The sequence below is a fragment of the Thiohalocapsa halophila genome (assembly GCF_016583825.1).
Taxonomy (GTDB): Bacteria; Pseudomonadota; Gammaproteobacteria; order Chromatiales; family Chromatiaceae; genus Thiohalocapsa; species Thiohalocapsa halophila.
On record NZ_NRRV01000018.1, the window covers coordinates 1 to 15937 of the forward strand.

The 15937-nt window shown below is 68.7% G+C and carries 14 protein-coding genes; 8 read left to right on the top strand and 6 right to left on the bottom strand.

Annotated elements, in window-relative coordinates:
• Positions 1–71 precede the first annotated feature (71 nt).
• Positions 72–920, bottom strand: coding sequence for a hypothetical protein (locus CKO31_RS09390; RefSeq protein ID WP_200236269.1), 849 nt, complete (start codon positions 918–920; stop codon positions 72–74).
• Between the two features lie 499 nt (positions 921–1419).
• On the opposite strand from CKO31_RS09390, the gene CKO31_RS09395 reads away from it, so the two are divergent.
• Together CKO31_RS09395 and CKO31_RS09400 are read left to right on the top strand one after the other, a co-directional pair.
• Positions 1420–3387, top strand: a complete 1968-nt coding sequence (locus CKO31_RS09395) for a sensor histidine kinase (RefSeq protein WP_200236271.1) — start codon at positions 1420–1422, stop codon at positions 3385–3387.
• A gap of 3 nt (positions 3388–3390) precedes the next feature.
• Positions 3391–4755 carry a sigma-54-dependent transcriptional regulator gene (locus CKO31_RS09400; protein ID WP_200236274.1) on the top strand — a complete coding sequence of 455 codons (1365 nt, stop codon included), beginning with the start codon at positions 3391–3393 and terminating at the stop codon, positions 4753–4755.
• Positions 4756–4822: 67 nt separating this feature from the next.
• Here CKO31_RS09400 and CKO31_RS09405 read toward each other — a convergent pair whose 3' ends face one another.
• Together CKO31_RS09405 and CKO31_RS09410 are read right to left on the bottom strand one after the other, a co-directional pair.
• Positions 4823–5074, bottom strand: coding sequence for a hypothetical protein (locus CKO31_RS09405; protein ID WP_200236277.1), 252 nt, complete (start codon positions 5072–5074; stop codon positions 4823–4825).
• An 11-nt stretch (positions 5075–5085) separates the two neighbouring features.
• The gene (locus CKO31_RS09410) at positions 5086–5580 is read right to left on the bottom strand and encodes a PIN domain-containing protein (RefSeq protein WP_200236279.1); all 495 of its coding nucleotides are present in this window, start codon (positions 5578–5580) and stop codon (positions 5086–5088) included.
• Between CKO31_RS09410 and CKO31_RS27875 the strand changes: the two genes are divergently transcribed.
• Genes CKO31_RS27875 through CKO31_RS09425 form a run of 3 tightly spaced genes read left to right on the top strand, consistent with a single transcriptional unit; the run spans position 5579 to position 6721 of the window.
• Positions 5579–6094: a hypothetical protein gene (locus tag CKO31_RS27875; RefSeq protein ID WP_438874006.1), complete on the top strand. Its 516-nt coding sequence runs from the start codon at positions 5579–5581 to the stop codon at positions 6092–6094. The genes CKO31_RS09410 and CKO31_RS27875 overlap by 2 nt on opposite strands.
• Positions 6072–6317: a FitA-like ribbon-helix-helix domain-containing protein gene (locus CKO31_RS09420; protein ID WP_200236281.1), complete on the top strand. Its 246-nt coding sequence runs from the start codon at positions 6072–6074 to the stop codon at positions 6315–6317. The genes CKO31_RS27875 and CKO31_RS09420 overlap by 23 nt, the downstream gene beginning before the upstream one ends.
• A gap of 2 nt (positions 6318–6319) precedes the next feature.
• Complete coding sequence (locus tag CKO31_RS09425; protein ID WP_200236284.1) at positions 6320–6721, top strand: type II toxin-antitoxin system VapC family toxin; 402 nt, start codon at positions 6320–6322, stop codon at positions 6719–6721.
• Between the two features lie 856 nt (positions 6722–7577).
• Here CKO31_RS09425 and CKO31_RS09430 read toward each other — a convergent pair.
• Entirely contained in the window at positions 7578–7916 is a 339-nt protein-coding gene (locus CKO31_RS09430) for a hypothetical protein (protein ID WP_200236286.1), read from the bottom strand.
• A 249-nt stretch (positions 7917–8165) separates the two neighbouring features.
• Between CKO31_RS09430 and CKO31_RS09435 the strand changes: the two genes are divergently transcribed.
• Positions 8166–9953, top strand: a complete 1788-nt coding sequence (locus tag CKO31_RS09435; RefSeq protein WP_200236289.1) for a winged helix-turn-helix domain-containing protein — start codon at positions 8166–8168, stop codon at positions 9951–9953.
• Between the two features lie 321 nt (positions 9954–10274).
• On the opposite strand, the gene CKO31_RS09440 is transcribed toward CKO31_RS09435, so the two are convergent.
• Both CKO31_RS09440 and CKO31_RS09445 read right to left on the bottom strand, forming a co-directional pair.
• A complete protein-coding gene (locus CKO31_RS09440) occupies positions 10275–11393 on the bottom strand; it encodes a sulfurtransferase (protein ID WP_200236292.1) in 1119 nt (372 codons plus the stop codon).
• Positions 11394–11594: 201 nt separating this feature from the next.
• Complete coding sequence (locus CKO31_RS09445) at positions 11595–14084, bottom strand: glycogen/starch/alpha-glucan phosphorylase (RefSeq protein ID WP_200236294.1); 2490 nt, start codon at positions 14082–14084, stop codon at positions 11595–11597.
• 378 nt (positions 14085–14462) lie between these two features.
• Here CKO31_RS09445 and CKO31_RS09450 point away from each other — a divergent pair, with 378 nt between their 5' ends.
• Together CKO31_RS09450 and CKO31_RS09455 are read left to right on the top strand one after the other, a co-directional pair.
• The gene (locus tag CKO31_RS09450; RefSeq protein ID WP_200236297.1) at positions 14463–14690 is read left to right on the top strand and encodes a hypothetical protein; all 228 of its coding nucleotides are present in this window, start codon (positions 14463–14465) and stop codon (positions 14688–14690) included.
• 14 nt (positions 14691–14704) lie between these two features.
• Positions 14705–15937: ATP-binding protein (locus tag CKO31_RS09455; protein ID WP_200236300.1), on the top strand; the 1233-nt coding region annotated here is incomplete at its 3' end.

A 15937-nucleotide genomic window follows, 5' to 3' on the forward strand; every position in this document is an offset into this window, starting at 1 on the left:
ACAATTTGTCCGGGGCGCCTGGGCGGGCCCGGCCGAGCGGGTCGGGCGGCCCGCCGGCGCGGTCCGGTCGGTCAGTTCAGCACCACCACCCGCCCATCGGCGGCATGGATGGCAATCTGGTGGCGCAGGTCGTGGGGCGGCGCGGAGTCCAGGACATTGACCAGATAGACCTCACCGACGGCGTAGACTTGGCCCGGGAGCAGCGTCTGACCCCCGACGGCGGCGATCCAGGCGGCGGCGACGCGGCGGACCGCCGCCGCATTGCCCAGTGGCAGCTCCACCTGCCCGCGGGCGACCGCGTCGGGCACGAAGCCCGCCGCCGGCTGGGCGCTGGCGGTTGCCTGCCGCAACGGCAGCAGCAACAGTGAGCCGTCCGCTGCCCACTCGGCCCGCCAGCCGCGCTCCGCCAGCAAGGCGTCGAGCTCGTCTGCCAGCCGTGCCTTGGCATCGGCTGCCGGCGGGCTCAGGGCCGGTTGCGGCGGCATTGTGGACCCTGTCTCAGGGCTTGCCGGGGGCGGCGGCGGCATGGCCGCCGGCGTCCGGACGGTGCCCGGCGGGTAGAGCAGTGTGGCCCCGTCTGCGTCCGTCTCCACCCGCCAGCCGAAGGACTCCAGCGCCCGCCAGCCGGGATCTTCGGACTCGGCGGCGGGCGTTGGTGTGCCAGCCGGCGCGCCCGGTTGCGCGCCCGCGGGGGTCAGCACCAAGCTGCCGTCCACCAATACCTCGACCTGCCAGCCCGCCGCTGCCTGCGCCTCGGCGAAGCTACGGGGGGCGTCCTCCGGCTCGGCGCGGGCCGCGGCGCCCGGGGCGGTCAGGAGGCCGATGCAAGCTGCGACGCCGACGGCGCCCCTGAGGCGTTGCGGAAAATGTGCCCGTTGCGGGCCTGCGGCTCGCGTGGCCGAGCTCGATGCGCTGCGCATGTGTCTTGACTCCCGGTGTGTATTGGGCGCTCGCCCGTTGTGATCGACGCGATAAGCAAATTTCGTACCTAAAGAGCGGTAGCGCATTCCGTCGCCTAGATTCAGCCGTTGGGCCAAGAAGCAGACGCAAGCCCTCAGATCGCAGGTGAAGCACCTCGCCGTCCGGGCGAAGCCTCGAGCAGGCGTCGCATCGGCTGTGCGCATCTGATTTGGCGGGTGTTTCTTTGCAGCATTCGCGCTCTTTGCCTCCATCCTGCTGAGCCTCTCTCCAGTTCTGCCGCTGCCAATGCGCTCTCTGGCGCGGGAGCTCCGGGGCGCCGTTGCTGGACTCGCCGGGTGGCTCCGGGTATCCCCCACTGACATCCTGGCAGTCCAATGCCGAGGCCTCGAATACTCCTCGGTGGCCGGCTGCCTCGGGGCATAGCCGATGGCATCCGCTGGTGAAATGCCGCATGCTAGTTGGCATGGTCACAGTCCGGGATTGGGTATGCTCCGGCGAATGAGCAGCCTGAATCGGCGCTTCGCGGCCGGCACCGCCGCCGGTCTGCTGGTGAGCTCGCTGTGCTTTCTGGTCCTCTTCGTCGGCCTGTACCGCGGCCAGCTCGAGCGCGAGCGCGGTGCTGCGTCCGCCCAATTGAGCCGGCTGGCGCAGGCGTCCGTCGCCGATCTCGTACGCAGCGGCACAACGGAACAGTTGTCGCAGCGGCTCGATCGTCTCGCTGCCGAGCCGACCGTGCTCGGCGTCAGGCTGGTGGGGCCGGGGGATGAGCTGCTGCTGGAAGGTCGCGACGGCGCCGGCGACCCGGCGCCTGCTCTAAGCGCGGCGCCCGGGGTGCTACGGCAGACGGTGGACGACGCCGGCCGTTCGATCCTGCGCAGCAGCGTGCCCCTGTCGGAAACGGGGTCGGAAACGGGGTCGGAAACGGGGCCGGAAACGGGGTCGGAATCTGCCTTGGTCGCGAGCGGCGATGAGACGGCGTGCGGCTCGGATTGTGCGGGCACACCCCTAGGACAGGGCGCGGGCATCCGGCTCCAAGTGGATTTCGACACCTCCTCCATCGACCGGCACACGCTGCTGACCACGCTGCTGCTCATGGGGGCGGGCGCGCTGATCGTCGTCGTCAACCTCGCCGGTGGCTGGTGGTTCGTGCACCGGCATGTCCTGGTGCCGGTGACCCGGTTGTCCGACGCCAGCCGCCGCCTGGCCGCCGGCGATCTCGAAACCCGCATCAGCCTGCGCGGCCGGGACGAGCTCTCGCTGCTGGCAGAGCGCTTCAATGCCATGGCGGCGAGCCTGTCCGCCAAGGTCCACGACCTGGAAGACCGCGAGCGCGACCTGCAAACGCTGGTGGATGCGGTCCCGGACGGGGTCCGGGTCATCGACGAGGACTTTCGGGTCCTGCTGTGCAATGCGACCTACCGCCGCCAGCACGGCTACGGCCTGGATGATCGCCTGCCGGAGCACTGCTACGCCGCCAGCCACGGGCGGGACAGTCCCTGCCCGGACACCCTGACGCTGTGCACACTGAAGGCCGTCAGCGCCGGCGGCGAGCCGCTGCGGGTGGTGCACCGCCATGTGCGCGCGGACGGCGAGGCGCTGGAGGTGGAGGTCTACGCGGCCCCGGGGGCCCTCATGCGCAACGGCCGCCCGCGGCCGGTCGTGGTGGAGTCCATTCGTGACCTGGGGCGGCAGGTGCGCTTCTCGCACGAGCAGCGCCTGTCGGAGCTGGGCCGCATGGCCGCCGGCGTGGCTCACGAGATCCACAACCCGCTCATGGCGCTGCGCATGGCACTGCACGCGGCGGAGACGCAGCTCAAAGAGCCGGACCTGGACATCGCCGGGGCCTGCGAGCATCTGAGCCTGGCCGATGATGAGATCGCCGCCTGCGAGCGGGTCACCGAGCGCCTGCTCAAGCTGAGCATGCCGTCGTCCGCGCAGCCGGAGCTGGTGGCGGTGGAGCCGTTGGTGGCGGATACGCTGAGGCTGCTTGCCTGGGAGGCCGAGCAGCTCGCCGTGGACATCGACCTGACCTGCGCGGGCACACCGCTGCGGGTGCTGGCCAGCGACAGCGATCTGCGCATGGCGACCCTGAATCTGGCACAGAACGCCTGCCATGCCATGCCCGAAGGCGGGCGGCTGGCGGTGCGCTGCGAGCGCGTCGATAGCCGGATCAGCATCAGCTTCGAGGACACGGGCATCGGTATCGAGCCCGAAGACCGCCAGCGGATCTTCGAGCCTTTCTTCAGCCGCCGCGCCGACGGCGTGCGCGGCACCGGACTCGGGCTCTCCATCACCAAGGCCATCGTTGAAGGCCATGGCGGCCGCATCGACGTCACGACGCGGCGCGGTGGCGGGAGTCGCTTCGTCGTGTATCTGCCGGATGCCGATGCCGCGGATCTCACGGACGCGAGCCCGGACGCCGAGACCCGCCGCGGCCATCAACCGCAGCCGCCAATGGAGTCTTGAGCCATGGTGCAGCAGGTGGCCCCGCGAGTTTTGGTCATCGAGGACGATCGCGTGCTGAGCCGCCTGATCAAGGAGCAGATGACCCGCCTCGGGCTCGATGCGACGGCCGTGGCCACCTGGGCCGAGGTGGAGGCCTATCTCGCCGGCCATGAGCCGCAGTTGATCATTGCCGATGTTCGGCTCGGCGACGGCGATGCCCTGGAGCGACTGCCGGATCTGGTCAAGGGCCAGCCGGTCATTCTGCTGACCGCCTACGGCTCGGTGCGCGACGCCGTGGCGGCGATGAAGGCGGGCGCCTACGAGTATCTGGTCAAGCCCGTCAGCCCGGACGAGCTGGCGCTGGTGACGCGCCGGGCGCTGGACACTGCGACGCTGCGCCGGGACCACCGTTTTTGCCGGCAGCGTCTCGAAGCCACGGAGGCCAAGGCGGACTTCATGGTCGGCCAAAGCGCGGCCCTCGCGCGCACCCGCGAGGCCATCGTCATGGTCGGCCCCACCGACGTCAACGTGCTGATCCAGGGCGAGAGTGGCTCCGGCAAGGAGCTGGTGGCCCGTGCGGTGCACGAGGCGAGCGAGCGCGCGCAGCGCCATTTCGTGCCGGTGGACTGCTGCACCCTGCAGGAGAAGCTGTTCGAATCCGAGCTGTTCGGCCACGAGCGGGGCGCCTTCACCGGGGCGGACCGTATGAAGCGCGGCCTGATCGAGGGCGCCGAGGGCGGCACCCTGTTCCTCGACGAGATCGGCGAGATCGACGCCGCCGTGCAGGCCAAGCTGCTGCGCGTCATCGAGACGGGCGTGTTCCGCCGTCTGGGCGGCACCAAGGACCTCCAGGCCAACGCCCGCATCGTCGCCGCCACCAACCGGGACCTCGCGGCGATGAGCGAGGCGGGCGGCTTCCGGGCGGATCTCTTCTATCGCCTCAGCACCTTCGTCATCCAGGTGCCACCGCTGCGCGAGCGCCGCGAGGACATTGCGCAGCTGGTCGAGCATCTGATCGCGCATCACAACTTCTCGCGCCGCATCGACAAGGCGCTGTCCGCGGCGGCACTGCGGAGCCTGCACGCCTATGACTGGCCCGGCAATGTGCGCGAGCTGAAGAACGTCGTGGAGCGGGCCATCATCCTGTCCGGGACCAGCCGAAGCATCGGCCCGGAGCATCTGGCCTTCGGCGGACGCCGTGGCGGCGACACCGGCGGGGTGACCGTGAGCTTCGACCACGACCCGACCCTGGAGGAGCTCCAGGCGGCCTACCTGCGCCTGCAATTGCAGAAACAAAGCGGCCGGCGGGCCAAGGTCGCCCGGGTCCTGGCCGTGAGCGAGCGCAACATCTACCGGCTCATCCGCCGCTACGGGCTGGCCGAATCCTAGGAGCCTGTCCGAGTGGGGCCCGAGACTCGGCCGCGACGGCCGGGCTCGGCGCAGGAGCGATACCCGGCTAATCCGTCGGCAGCTCGTCGCCGGGTCGTGGCGGCTCCGGGCCGATGCGGCGGAGCGCTTCCAGGAATCGGGCCTTGTCCGCACGCGCGGAACGCTTGGTGAAGACCTCCTCGGCTTCCAGGGCCGCCACCTTCTCAGCGAGTGCGGTGTTGATGAATTGGTTCAGGCTGACGCCGTCCCGCGCTGCGGCGCGGCGGGCGGTGGCGAGAATGCTCTCCGGGGCCTTCAGCGGATAGTTACTCTTGCTCATGGCATGGGGTCTCATCGGTTTGATCCGTCATGAATCCAGCCGGTGCGAAGCCTGCGCACGATGTCTGCAGGCCGGCAGCTCTGGATGCCGAAGTGCATCGGCACGGCACCGAAGTCCTGGATATTGAAGGTGACGATGTGCGTGGCGCCCGCATTTGCTGCCGCCTCCAGCACCATGTCGTCGTCTCGGTCTCTCAGCTGCGGGCGCCACAGGTACCAGATTTCCACGCGAACGAGCATCAAGGCCATTTGATCCAGGATCGCGTCGACGTCATCGACCGTGGCGCCGGCGCGTTGCAAGGTTTTCGCGCGCTTCAGCACCGATTCGAACTCGACAGTCAGCCGGATCGCAAGCCCCAGCGCGTCAGGCTCTGCTGAGCTAATACGGCAACGGCGCGCGGCTGCCGGGGTGGGCTGAAGCCGGCGTGAGAGGCGGGCGCTTGCCGGTCGGCGGGACCGCTTCGGCGCGTCCCTCAACCGGCACGTCCATTGCCATTGCTGCGTCATCGACGGGGTCTTCGAGCCCGCCGAGGAGGCCGATGACGCAGGCCCGCAAGCCGTTCGCTTTCGGGTCGCCGCTGACCTGACACCGGAGGCCGTCGCTGCCATCACCGAACAGGTGCGTATCCAGACGCAATCGGCGCACCGACCGAGGTCAGTTCACCGCCTCGGAGGCGGTGTCGGGCGCCTTCGTCCTGCCGCCGTCCGGCATGACCCCGAGCCCGCTCCAGCGCGCCGCTTCGGCCTGCAACGAGCGTGGCGCGAGGTCGCTCCGCCCTGTTTCCGGGCCTTGACCTCACATCCAGAGTGCCGCTGCCGCCCTGCCTCAGCGCCGGGCCGCGGGGCTAGACTCTCAGGGCGGCTTGGATTTCCTATCCGTTATCCGTGGCGGGCACCGAGCTGCAGTACGAGATCGGCACCCGAGGGTGCACGGCGTTGCGGCCGGTTCGGGCGTGCAGCATACTGCATGCGTTTACATGAGGATGTGAGGCTTAATAATGCCCTCTTTGCAGATTCGTGAGCTGCCGGATGACCTCTACCAGCGCCTCGTTTTGCGCGCCCGGCGCGCGCATCGCAGCCTGTCACAGCAAGCGCTCGATGATCTTGCCAAGGTGCTTGGCCGGGGCAGCGCAGTAAAGCGGCGTGCGCTCCTGGAGCGGATTGCCGTCGAGGCAGGACATGCACCGAACGATCCTGCGATTACATCGCCCGAGATCCTGATTCGTGAAGACCGCGGGCGCTGAACGTGCGCGTTGTTCTCGATGCTTCCGCGGCGGTTTGCCTCGTCATGAGGCTGCCTGAGGCGGTCGAGCTCGCCGCGCGCCTGGAACCGGCGACTCACGTGCTGGCCCCCGGGCTGTTCCACGCGGAAGTGGCCAACGCCCTGTGGAAGTACGTTCGCGCCGATCAGTTGCGGTGTGATGCCGCACTGGAGCGCCTGGGAGAGGCCGCCGATCTGGTGGACGATTTCATCCCCGACGCCGAGATGGCCGCCGAGGCTTTGGCCGCGGCGCATCAATACGGCCACCCGGTCTACGATCTCCTCTATGCCATCACTGCACGCCGCCATGGGTGTGCGTTGCTCACCCTCGATGAACGACTGGCGAAGCTTCTGAGCCGCATGGAGATTTCTCGGCTCACGTCCTGATTCGAAACCCGCCAGCGATGCAAACCAGCACGGATAACAGATGCCGTAGCACATCGAGATTCACGCGGGTGGCAAGCCCCAGCACATCGGGTTCTGCTGCCTGAGGGCTGAAATGGCGGGAAGCTGCCGGGGGTGGGCTGAAGCCGGCGTACGCAGGGCCGGCAGACTGAAATCGGCGGAGCCAGCGGGGGGCTTGCCGGTCGGCGGGTGCGTGGGGGCTCACGTATCATGCGGGCACTGGTTCGCAGCCCTCCGGAGAGTGCCGAGATGCTCTGTCTGCGCGGTGCGCCCGCCCTGTCCGCCTTTCGTCTGGCCAAGTTCTCGGCGCACTAGGCAAAGCAACGGTGGCGCGTCGGACAACACGGTTTCTGATCCCCGGCAAACAGCGCCAAACGCTGTGGCGTCAACCTGTCGCGCGCCGGTCGCAGGCACCTGGAGCCGGAGGCCGTTGCTGCCATCACCGAACAGGTGCGTATTCGGACCCAATCGGCGCACCGACCGAGGCCAGTTCACCGCCTCGGAGGCGGTGCCGGGCGCCTTCGTCCTGCCGCCGTCCGGCATGCCCCCGAGCCCGCTCCAGCGCGCCGCTTCGGCCTGCAACGAGCGTCGCGTGAGGTCGCTCCGCCCTGTTTCCGGGGCTTGACCTCACATCCAGAGTGCCGCTGCCGTCCTGCCTCAGCGCCGGGCTAGACCCTCAGGGCGGCTTGGATTTCCTATCCGCATCCGCCGGCTAGCGCAGGCGCGGCTCCTCGTCACTGGCCGTTGGAGCGGCCGGCAGCCGTTACGACGCTGGAGCGTCGTAACGATCATGGCGCGGGAGCGCCGACGATCGTCGATGTGCGATGGTCGCCAGGCGCTATCGCCGCATCGAAAGGCCGTCACCCGCCCGGACGGCGGCCGCGCCACCGGCATCGAGATGCCACTGGTGTCCGACGAGCTCGTAGCGCATCGGCACCGCAGTGCCATTGACGGAGGCGTGCACGGAGACGGCGTTCGGTGAATGGATCGAGCGACCCTCGACGGCCAGCTCGGAGCCGCCGTAACGGCGCTGCAGCTCGGCACAGACCAGCTCCGAGGCGGGACCGATGTCGCCGACCTCGGGTGCATCCTTGGTGCAGGCGGCGCTTGCGACGAAGCTCGGCGGGAGCAGGGCCAGGGCGAGTGCGGCGGTGAAGCAGTGCGTGCGGATGTTCATGGCTGAAGCCTCCAGTAGATGGACAGAATGACAAACCGCTGCGGCTCGACGTGCGAGACGCCGTATCGCGGCGGTCTGCTTCAAGCCTGGACGCCCGCGGCGCCGGCGTCTCGACGGAAACACGTCCGAATGGCGTTCGTCGTCGTTCCGTCGGCAGCGCGGCGTCTATAGTTCTTGTTCAGAGCGGCCCGGCGACGCGCCCGCGGCGGGCGTGGCCTCGGCCGCGCGGGCCCTTGTGCAGGGACGGCTATGCCGCGCCGGCTCGGCCCGCGCTGCGGCGGTGCATGTCGTCCTCTGCCGCGGCGGCCAATCGAACGGGGATCGACGATGATCACGTCCAGCGACACCAGTCAGCCGGAGCTGCGTGCGGAGGAGCCCTTCCGCGTCGCCGATTCGATCGTCGACGCGCCGGGCAACCGACTGCTGTGCGGCGGCCGCGAGATGAAGCTGGAGCCGAAGGTCATGCAGGTACTGGTGCACCTGGCGCTGAACCGCGGGCGGGTCGTGTCGAGGGACGAGCTCGAGCGTGCGGTCTGGACCGGGATGGTGGTCGGGTACGACGCCATCACCAACGCGATCATCAAGCTGCGTCGCGCGTTCGGCGATGATCCCCGGTCGCCGCACGTCATCGAAACGATCTCCAAGCATGGCTACCGGCTCGTGGCGGACGTGGGTCCTGCAGCCGCCGGGGAGCCTGCCTTGGCGTCGCCGCAGTCGCCGACGCGCGCCGGGCTGCGGCGGCTGCTCCGACCGCGCATGGCTGTTCTGGCTGTCGCGGTGCTGGTCCTCGCTGTGGCCGGGGGCTATGTCCTGCTCGGTCCGCACAAGCCTGGGCGAACGCTGCCGGCCGCGGGCGTGCGGCCGTCCATCGCGGTGCTGCCGTTCGACAGCATGAGCGCCGATCCGGCGCGCGAGTATTTCGCGAACGGGCTTACCGAAGACCTGATCACCGACCTGTCCAAGATTCCCGGTCTCTTGGTGGTCGCGCGCAATTCGGTCTTCGCCTACAAGGACAGCGATGCCCCGCCCGAGCACATCGGCCGCGAGCTCGGCGTCGGCTTCCTGCTGCGCGGCAGCGTGCGCCGCGAGGACCAGCAGTTGCGCCTCAATGTCCGGCTTATCGACGCGCGGGACGGGCACGCGATCTGGGCCGAGCGCTACGACCGCGGGCTGACCGACATCTTCCGCATCCAGGACGAGCTGACCGCCCGGATCGTCTCCGCGCTGGAGCTGGAGCTGGCACCGCAGGAGCAGCAACGCCTGGCTGCCGGCGAGTCGGCCAGCGTGGCCGCCTATGACGAGCTCCTGCGCGGTCTCGACCGCTACGGCCGGCGCTCATTCCAGGACAACGAGCTGGCCAAGGCACACTTCCGCCGCGCCATCGAGCTGGACCCCGACTACGCGCGCGCCTATGCCGCGCTGGCATTGGCGTGGACCCGGGACGCGGTGGACGGCTGGGCGCCGGCCGCCCAAGGCGCGATGGCTCGCGCCGAGGCGCTGGCCGCGCAGGCCGTTCGATTGGACCCCCGGGTACCGCAGATCTATTTCGTCCGCGCGCAGCTCGCCGTCTATCGCGGCGATCATGCCGAGGCGATCCGGGAGACCCAGCATGCCATCGCGGTGGCTCCCGGCTATGCCGATGCCCATGCGCAACTAGCCTGGGTGCTCCATTTCGCCGGCCGGCCGGCGCTGGGACTACAGGCCATGGAGCAGGCGACCCGCTTGAATCCGCGTCTGCCGTCCATTTACCGGCTGGTGCGCGGTGCGCTGCACTATTCACAAGGCAACCATGCCGCAGCGATCGCCGACCTGGAGCAGGCGGTGATGATGAACCCGAGCTTTCAGATGCTGCGGCTGTGGCTGGCAGCGGCCTATGCGGCGGCGGGGCGCATCGATGACGCACAATGGCAGGCCGCCGAGGCGATGGCCCTGAACCCGGGGTTCACGCTGGATCACGTCCGGCGCGTCTATCCGATTCGCGATCCGGACTACCGGGAGCGACTGCTGGCAGACCTCCGGAAGGCGGGGCTGGAATAGGACCTGCCGAGAGTCGATGGCCGCAAATGGCGCAAATGAAGAGCAAATTTTCGCAAAGGGATCAGTCGCGCGTGCCGAGGCCCTGCCTAGTCGGATCATCATCCGGCCGGTGACGGGAAGTAGCGTCGTATACTCATGGCACGACAGTTCTTCGGTTTTTACCGTGAAGAACCTTCTGATCTGCCTTGGCGTCTTCGAACCTCGCCCCTCGAAACTCGCTCCTGTCCGCTGTACGCGGCGGGATGGCCGAGGACGACGGCATCGTCCCTCGGCTCGATCGCGGGATCGAGGATAGACGGGCATCCCTGCCCGGTCCGCTCGTCAGTCGCCGACGCGGATCACCTGGGCCATCGGCCGTCCCTCCAGGCGGCTCCATTCCGCCATCGAGCCATCGTAGAGCTGAACGTCCGTACTCCCGAGGATCTCGTGGGCAATGAACCAGCCGAGGCTGGCTTTGTGTCCGGTATTGCAGAAGGCGATCTGCTGGGCGTCCACCGGAATGCCGGCAAAGCCGTAGATCTGCTGCAAGGCTCCCGCACTGCGGAAAAAGCCGCCGTTGTCGCGGGTCAGCCACTCCAGCGGCAAGTTGTGGGCGCCGAGGAGGGTCCCGGCCCGCGTCGTCTTGCCGTTGCGGTTGAGGCCGTTGAACTCGTCCCGGCGGCGGTAGTCGACGACCAGCGCGCCACGGGCCGCGGCAGGCGCGACGGCGTCGGCCTCGATCAGCATCTCCGGCCGCAACCGGGCGGTGAAGGATTTCGGCTGCGGCGTGCGGGCATTCGCCTCCAGCGGGCGTGACTCCTTATCGAAGTAGCCCAGCGTGCCGCCGTCGAGGATCGACACCGCATCGTGCCCCAGCAGCTTGAGCGTCCAGTAGACCCGCGTGCCGGCGGCCACGCTCTTGGCGTCGCGCCCCATAGGCGCGATCACCACATGGGTCTCATCGTCGATGCCGAGGCTGCCGATCAGGGCCTCCAGCTTGTCTACCGGCGGCAGCATGCCAGGTACGCCTTTCGCCTTCATGCGCCAGCCGTCCTTGACGTAATCGCTGTGGATGGCGCATGGCACATGACCCTGCTCGTATTCTGCGCGCGACTGTCCGTCGATCTTGTCGCTGCGGATGTCCAGCACGACGACGTCGGGCTCGCAGGCGATGGCCTCGAGCCGGTCGGCATCGATGACAGGCTCGATCTCCGCAGCCGCCGCGCCAGTGCCCAGCCCCAGCGACCACAGCAGGATCGTGAACCCGGCTTGCATCCGGATGGTGGGTCTCAGTTTCATGGATGGCCTCCGATCTGATTGCCGTTGCTCTTGGATGATGCGCGGCGGTTGCCCCGCATCTGTATTCAGCAATAGCAGCCAGGAGGCGACGATAAGCAGCGGGAAGCCAACGCTTCTGCGACCTTTCAGCGATGGATCAGCGTCGCAGGACGGTCGTACCACGACGGCCCGGGTGCGGCCGCGACACCCGGCCCCGGCCCCGGCTCGCAGCCGCCGATCATCGAAGGTCAGCGAAGCGAGAACCGATCGCAGGGATCAGCCGCTTCTCTGATCGGCGGGGCAGCCGACCGCCGCGCACGGTCAGACTTGGATGCCCCCGCGCTGGCGGGCCTGGACCAGCCGCCGGCCGCCCCGGCAGTGCGGCTAGGTAAGCGGCGCCATGCCCCAGATGCCCTCCGCATAGTCCCGCACCGAGCGGTCGCTGGAGAAGCGGCCCATGGCGGCGACATTGCGGATGGCCATGGCCGTCCAGCGCTGCGGGTCGCGGAAGCAGTCGGCGGCGGCGTCCTGGGCCTCCAGGTAGTCCGCGAAGTCCGCCAGCACCAGGTACGGGTCGTACGCCAGCAGCTCGTGCACCAGCCCCGCGTAGCGGTCCGGGTCGCCGGGGCTCAGGGCGCCGGACGCCACCAGATCCAGCACCCGCCGCAGCTCTGCATTCCCCTCATAGAAATCCCGGGGACGGTAACCTGAATTTCGCAGCGCCGCCACCTCCGGCTCCGTCAGGCCGAAGATGAAGATGTTCTCGCGCCCGACGGCCTCGGCGATCTCAATGTTGGCGCCGTCCAGGGTGCCGATGGTGAGCGCGCCGTTCAGCGCGAACTTCATGTTGCCGGTGCCGGAGGCCTCGGTACCGGCGGTGGAGATCTGCTCGGAGAGATCGCTCGCCGGGAAGATGCGCTCTGCCAGCGACACGCCGTAGTTGGGCACAAAGACGAGCCGCAGCCACGGGCGCACCTGCGGATCGGTGTCGATGCAGCGACCGATGTCGCAGGCGAGGCGGATGATCTGCTTGGCCGCCCAATAACCGGGCGCCGCCTTGCCGGCCATGAGCACGGTGCGCGGCGTCCAGTCGCCGTTGGGGGCGTCCTTGATGCGCAGGTACTGCGCCAGCACCCGCAGCAGGTTCATGAGCTGGCGTTTGTACTCGTGGATGCGCTTCACCTGCACGTCGAACAGGCTGTCCGGGTCCAGCGCGACGCCTTTGGGGGCGCCGGCCGGGGCGCCGGTGGGGACGCCGCTGGGCACGCTGGCGGGGCCGCCGGCAGCAGCGGCGAGCTGATGGGCGAGCACCCGGACATTGAGCCGCTTGATGTCCCACCAGGCCTCGCGGAAGGCGGCGTCGTCCGCCAGCGGGGCGAGCTCGGCCAGGGCCTCCAGATCCGTGACCCAGCGCTCGCCGATGGCGTCCGTGATGAGCCGGGCGAGCGCCGGGTTGGCTTGGCGCAGCCAGCGCCGCTGGGTGACGCCGTTGGTGACGTTCCTGAGCTTGTCGGGCCAGAGCGTATGGAAGTCGCTGAACAGGTCGCGCTTCAGCAGCGCCGAGTGCAGCTCTGCGACGCCGTTGACGCTGTGGCTGCCGACGATGGCGAGGTTGGCCATGCGGATGCGCTGATCGGCACCGAAGCCCTCGAAGATGGACAGGCGCTCGATGCGCCCGGCATCACCGGGCCAGCGCCGGGCCACCTCATCCAGAAAGCGCCGGTTGATCTCGTTGCAGAGGTCCAGATGCCGCGGCAGCAGGCTGCCGAACAGGCCCACGTCCCAGCGCTCCAGCGCCTCCGGCATGAGTGTGTGGTTGGTGTAGGCGAAGGTGCGGGTGGTGATGTCCCAGGCCGCGTCCCAGCCCAAGCCATGCACATCCAGCAGCAGGCGCATCAGCTCCGGGACGGCCACCACCGGATGGGTGTCATTGAGATGGATGGCGACGCGCTCGGGCAGGGTCGCGGGCGCGCCGCCCTCGGCGAGATGCTCGTTCAGGATGCGCGCCAGCGCTGCGGCGACGAAGAAGTACTGCTGCTTGAGCCGCAGCGCCTTGCCGGCGGCGCTGGCGTCGCCCGGGTAGAGCACCTTGGAGATGGTCTCGTCCCGGGCCTGGTCCTCCACGGCGCGGATGTAATCACCGTCGTTGAAGTAGGCCAGGTTGAAGTCATCGCCCGAGACGGCCTCCCACAACACCAGCGGATTGGAGACGCCATTGCGCCAGCCCGGCACCAGGGTGATGTAGGGCACGGCCCAGAGCGAGGCCGCCGGCAGCCAGCGCACGCTGAGCCCGCCGCCGGCGTCCGTGGCGTACTCCACATGGCCGCCGAAGTGCACCTGCACCCGCTCGTCCGGGCGCGATAGCTCCCAGGGGTTGCCGCGGTAGAGCCAGTTGTCCGGGCGCTCCACTTGGGCACCGTCACGGATCTCCTGGCGGAACATGCCGTACTCGTAGCGGATGCCGTGGCCCACGGCCGGGTAGCCCTGCGTGGCCAGCGCGTCCAGGAAGCACGCCGCGAGCCGGCCGAGCCCGCCGTTGCCGAGGGCCGCGTCGTGCTCTGCCTCGTACAGGTCCTCCAGCACCACCCCCAGGGCGTGCACGCCGTCGCGGGCGGCGTCCTCCAGATCCAGATTCAGCACCGCGTTCTGCAGTGACCTCCCCACCAGGAACTCCAGCGACAGGTAGTGCACCCGCTTGGTGCCGGCCTGCCGCCGGCGCGACTCGGTGTCCAGCCAGGCGCCGAGCTGCCGACCGCGGATGGCCGTCGCCAGCGCCAGATAGCGCTCATAGGCCGTGGCCGCATCCGGCTCGCGGCCCACGGCGAGCCGCAGGGCCTCGACGCAGTCGGCCGCGAGCCCGGTGGACGGGGTCACGGCGCTGGCGCCAGCGCGCGGATCAACCTGCTCTGCCCGTTGCTTATCGGACTGCTGCCTGGTCTTGCCCATGCGTCTGCCCCCCTGAGTGGTGTTGTCGGTGGTGTTGTCGTGTCCGCGTGCCGGCGCTGCCGGCACAGCGCTTGAGCCGCCGCCCTTCAAGGCTAGGCGAAAAACCTGCAAAAAGCTCAGTGAATCTACTGATGTCTGCGCCGGACCCGCGCCGGCGGTGCCACTGCTCAGCACGCCCCACCGACTGCGCCTCGGGTCGCGCATCGCCCGGCTGCGCCTCCGATCCGGCCACGTCCCCATTGGAACCCGCCGGCCGCGGGCTTGCCCTAGGCTGATGGAAGAGTTGTGTGCGCGGGAGAGATCGACATGCCCGAGAGCGACGTTCTGATCTTCGACATCATCGCCCTGGAGTGGGCCATCGGCCTGCTGCTGCTGGCGCGGCTGCCGTTGCCAACACGCATGCCCCGCGAAGTTCGGACCGACGCTAGGAGGCCCGACAATGAGGCGTTGACGGCACGCGGCGCGTCGGGCTTCGTACCTCAGCCCGACCTAGCCCGCGTGCTAGAGTCTCTCGTGCCGGTTCCGTCATCCTGACCCGACCTTTTGCCATGCCCCGCCGCGCCCTGCCCATCGGTATCCAGACCTTCCGCGAAATCCGCGAAGGCGATTTCTACTATGTCGACAAGACCGGCTTCGCGCTGCGGCTGATCGACGAGGGTAAGGCCTACTTCCTGTCCCGCCCCCGGCGCTTCGGCAAGTCGCTGTTCCTGGACACGCTGGCGGAGCTGTTCGAGGGCAACGCGGCGCTGTTCGCGGGGCTGGAGGCGGGGCCGCGCTGGGACTGGTCGCGGCGCTTTCCGGTGATCCGGTTGAGTTTCGGCGGCGGGGTGGTGCAGAGCCGCGGCGAACTGGACCGGCGCATTCTGGCGCTATTGCGCAAGAGCCAGAGCACACTCGGCATCAGCTGCAGCGATCAGGCCGACATCGCCGGCTGTTTCGGCGAGCTGATCGAGCGTGCCCATGCCGTCACCGGCGAGCGCGTCGTGGTGCTGGTGGACGAGTACGACAAACCCATCCTGGACAACATCACCGATCCAGAGACGGCGCGCGAGATGCGCGACGGCCTGCGCAATCTCTACTCCGTGATCAAGGACTCGGATGCCCATATCCGCTTCGCCTTCCTGACCGGTGTGAGCAAGTTCAGCAAGGTGAGCCTGTTCTCGGGCCTGAACAATCTCAAGGACATCACCGTCGATGCACGCTATTCGGCGGTCTGCGGATATACGGAGACGGACCTCGACCAAGTCTTCGCACCGGAACTGGACGGGCTGGACCGCGAGCAGATCCGCGCCTGGTACAACGGCTACAACTGGCTCGGCGAGGCGGTCTACAACCCCTTCGACGTGCTGCTGCTGCTGGATGCACGCGAGTTCCGCCCCTGGTGGTTCGAGACCGGCACGCCGACCTTCCTGGTCGATGTACTGGCCAAACACGGTTTCTATACGCCGCGCTTGTCGCACCTGCGCGCCTCGGAGTCGCTGCTGTCCGCCTTCGATGTCGACCACCTGGCGCCCGAGGCCCTGCTCTGGCAGACGGGCTATCTCACCTTCAGCGGCTCGCGCCAGATGGGCGTGCGCTGGGAGTACAGCCTGGGTTATCCGAACCTGGAGGTGGAGGCCGCGCTCAACGACGCCCTGCTCAAGGGGCTGATGGGCGACGCCTCACGCGGAGAGCAGGCCGTCAGTCGGCTCTATGACACCCTGATCGCTGCCGACCCCGAGGCGCTACGCCAACACATCACCAGCCTTTTCGCCGCCATCCCCCACCAGTGGCACGACGGC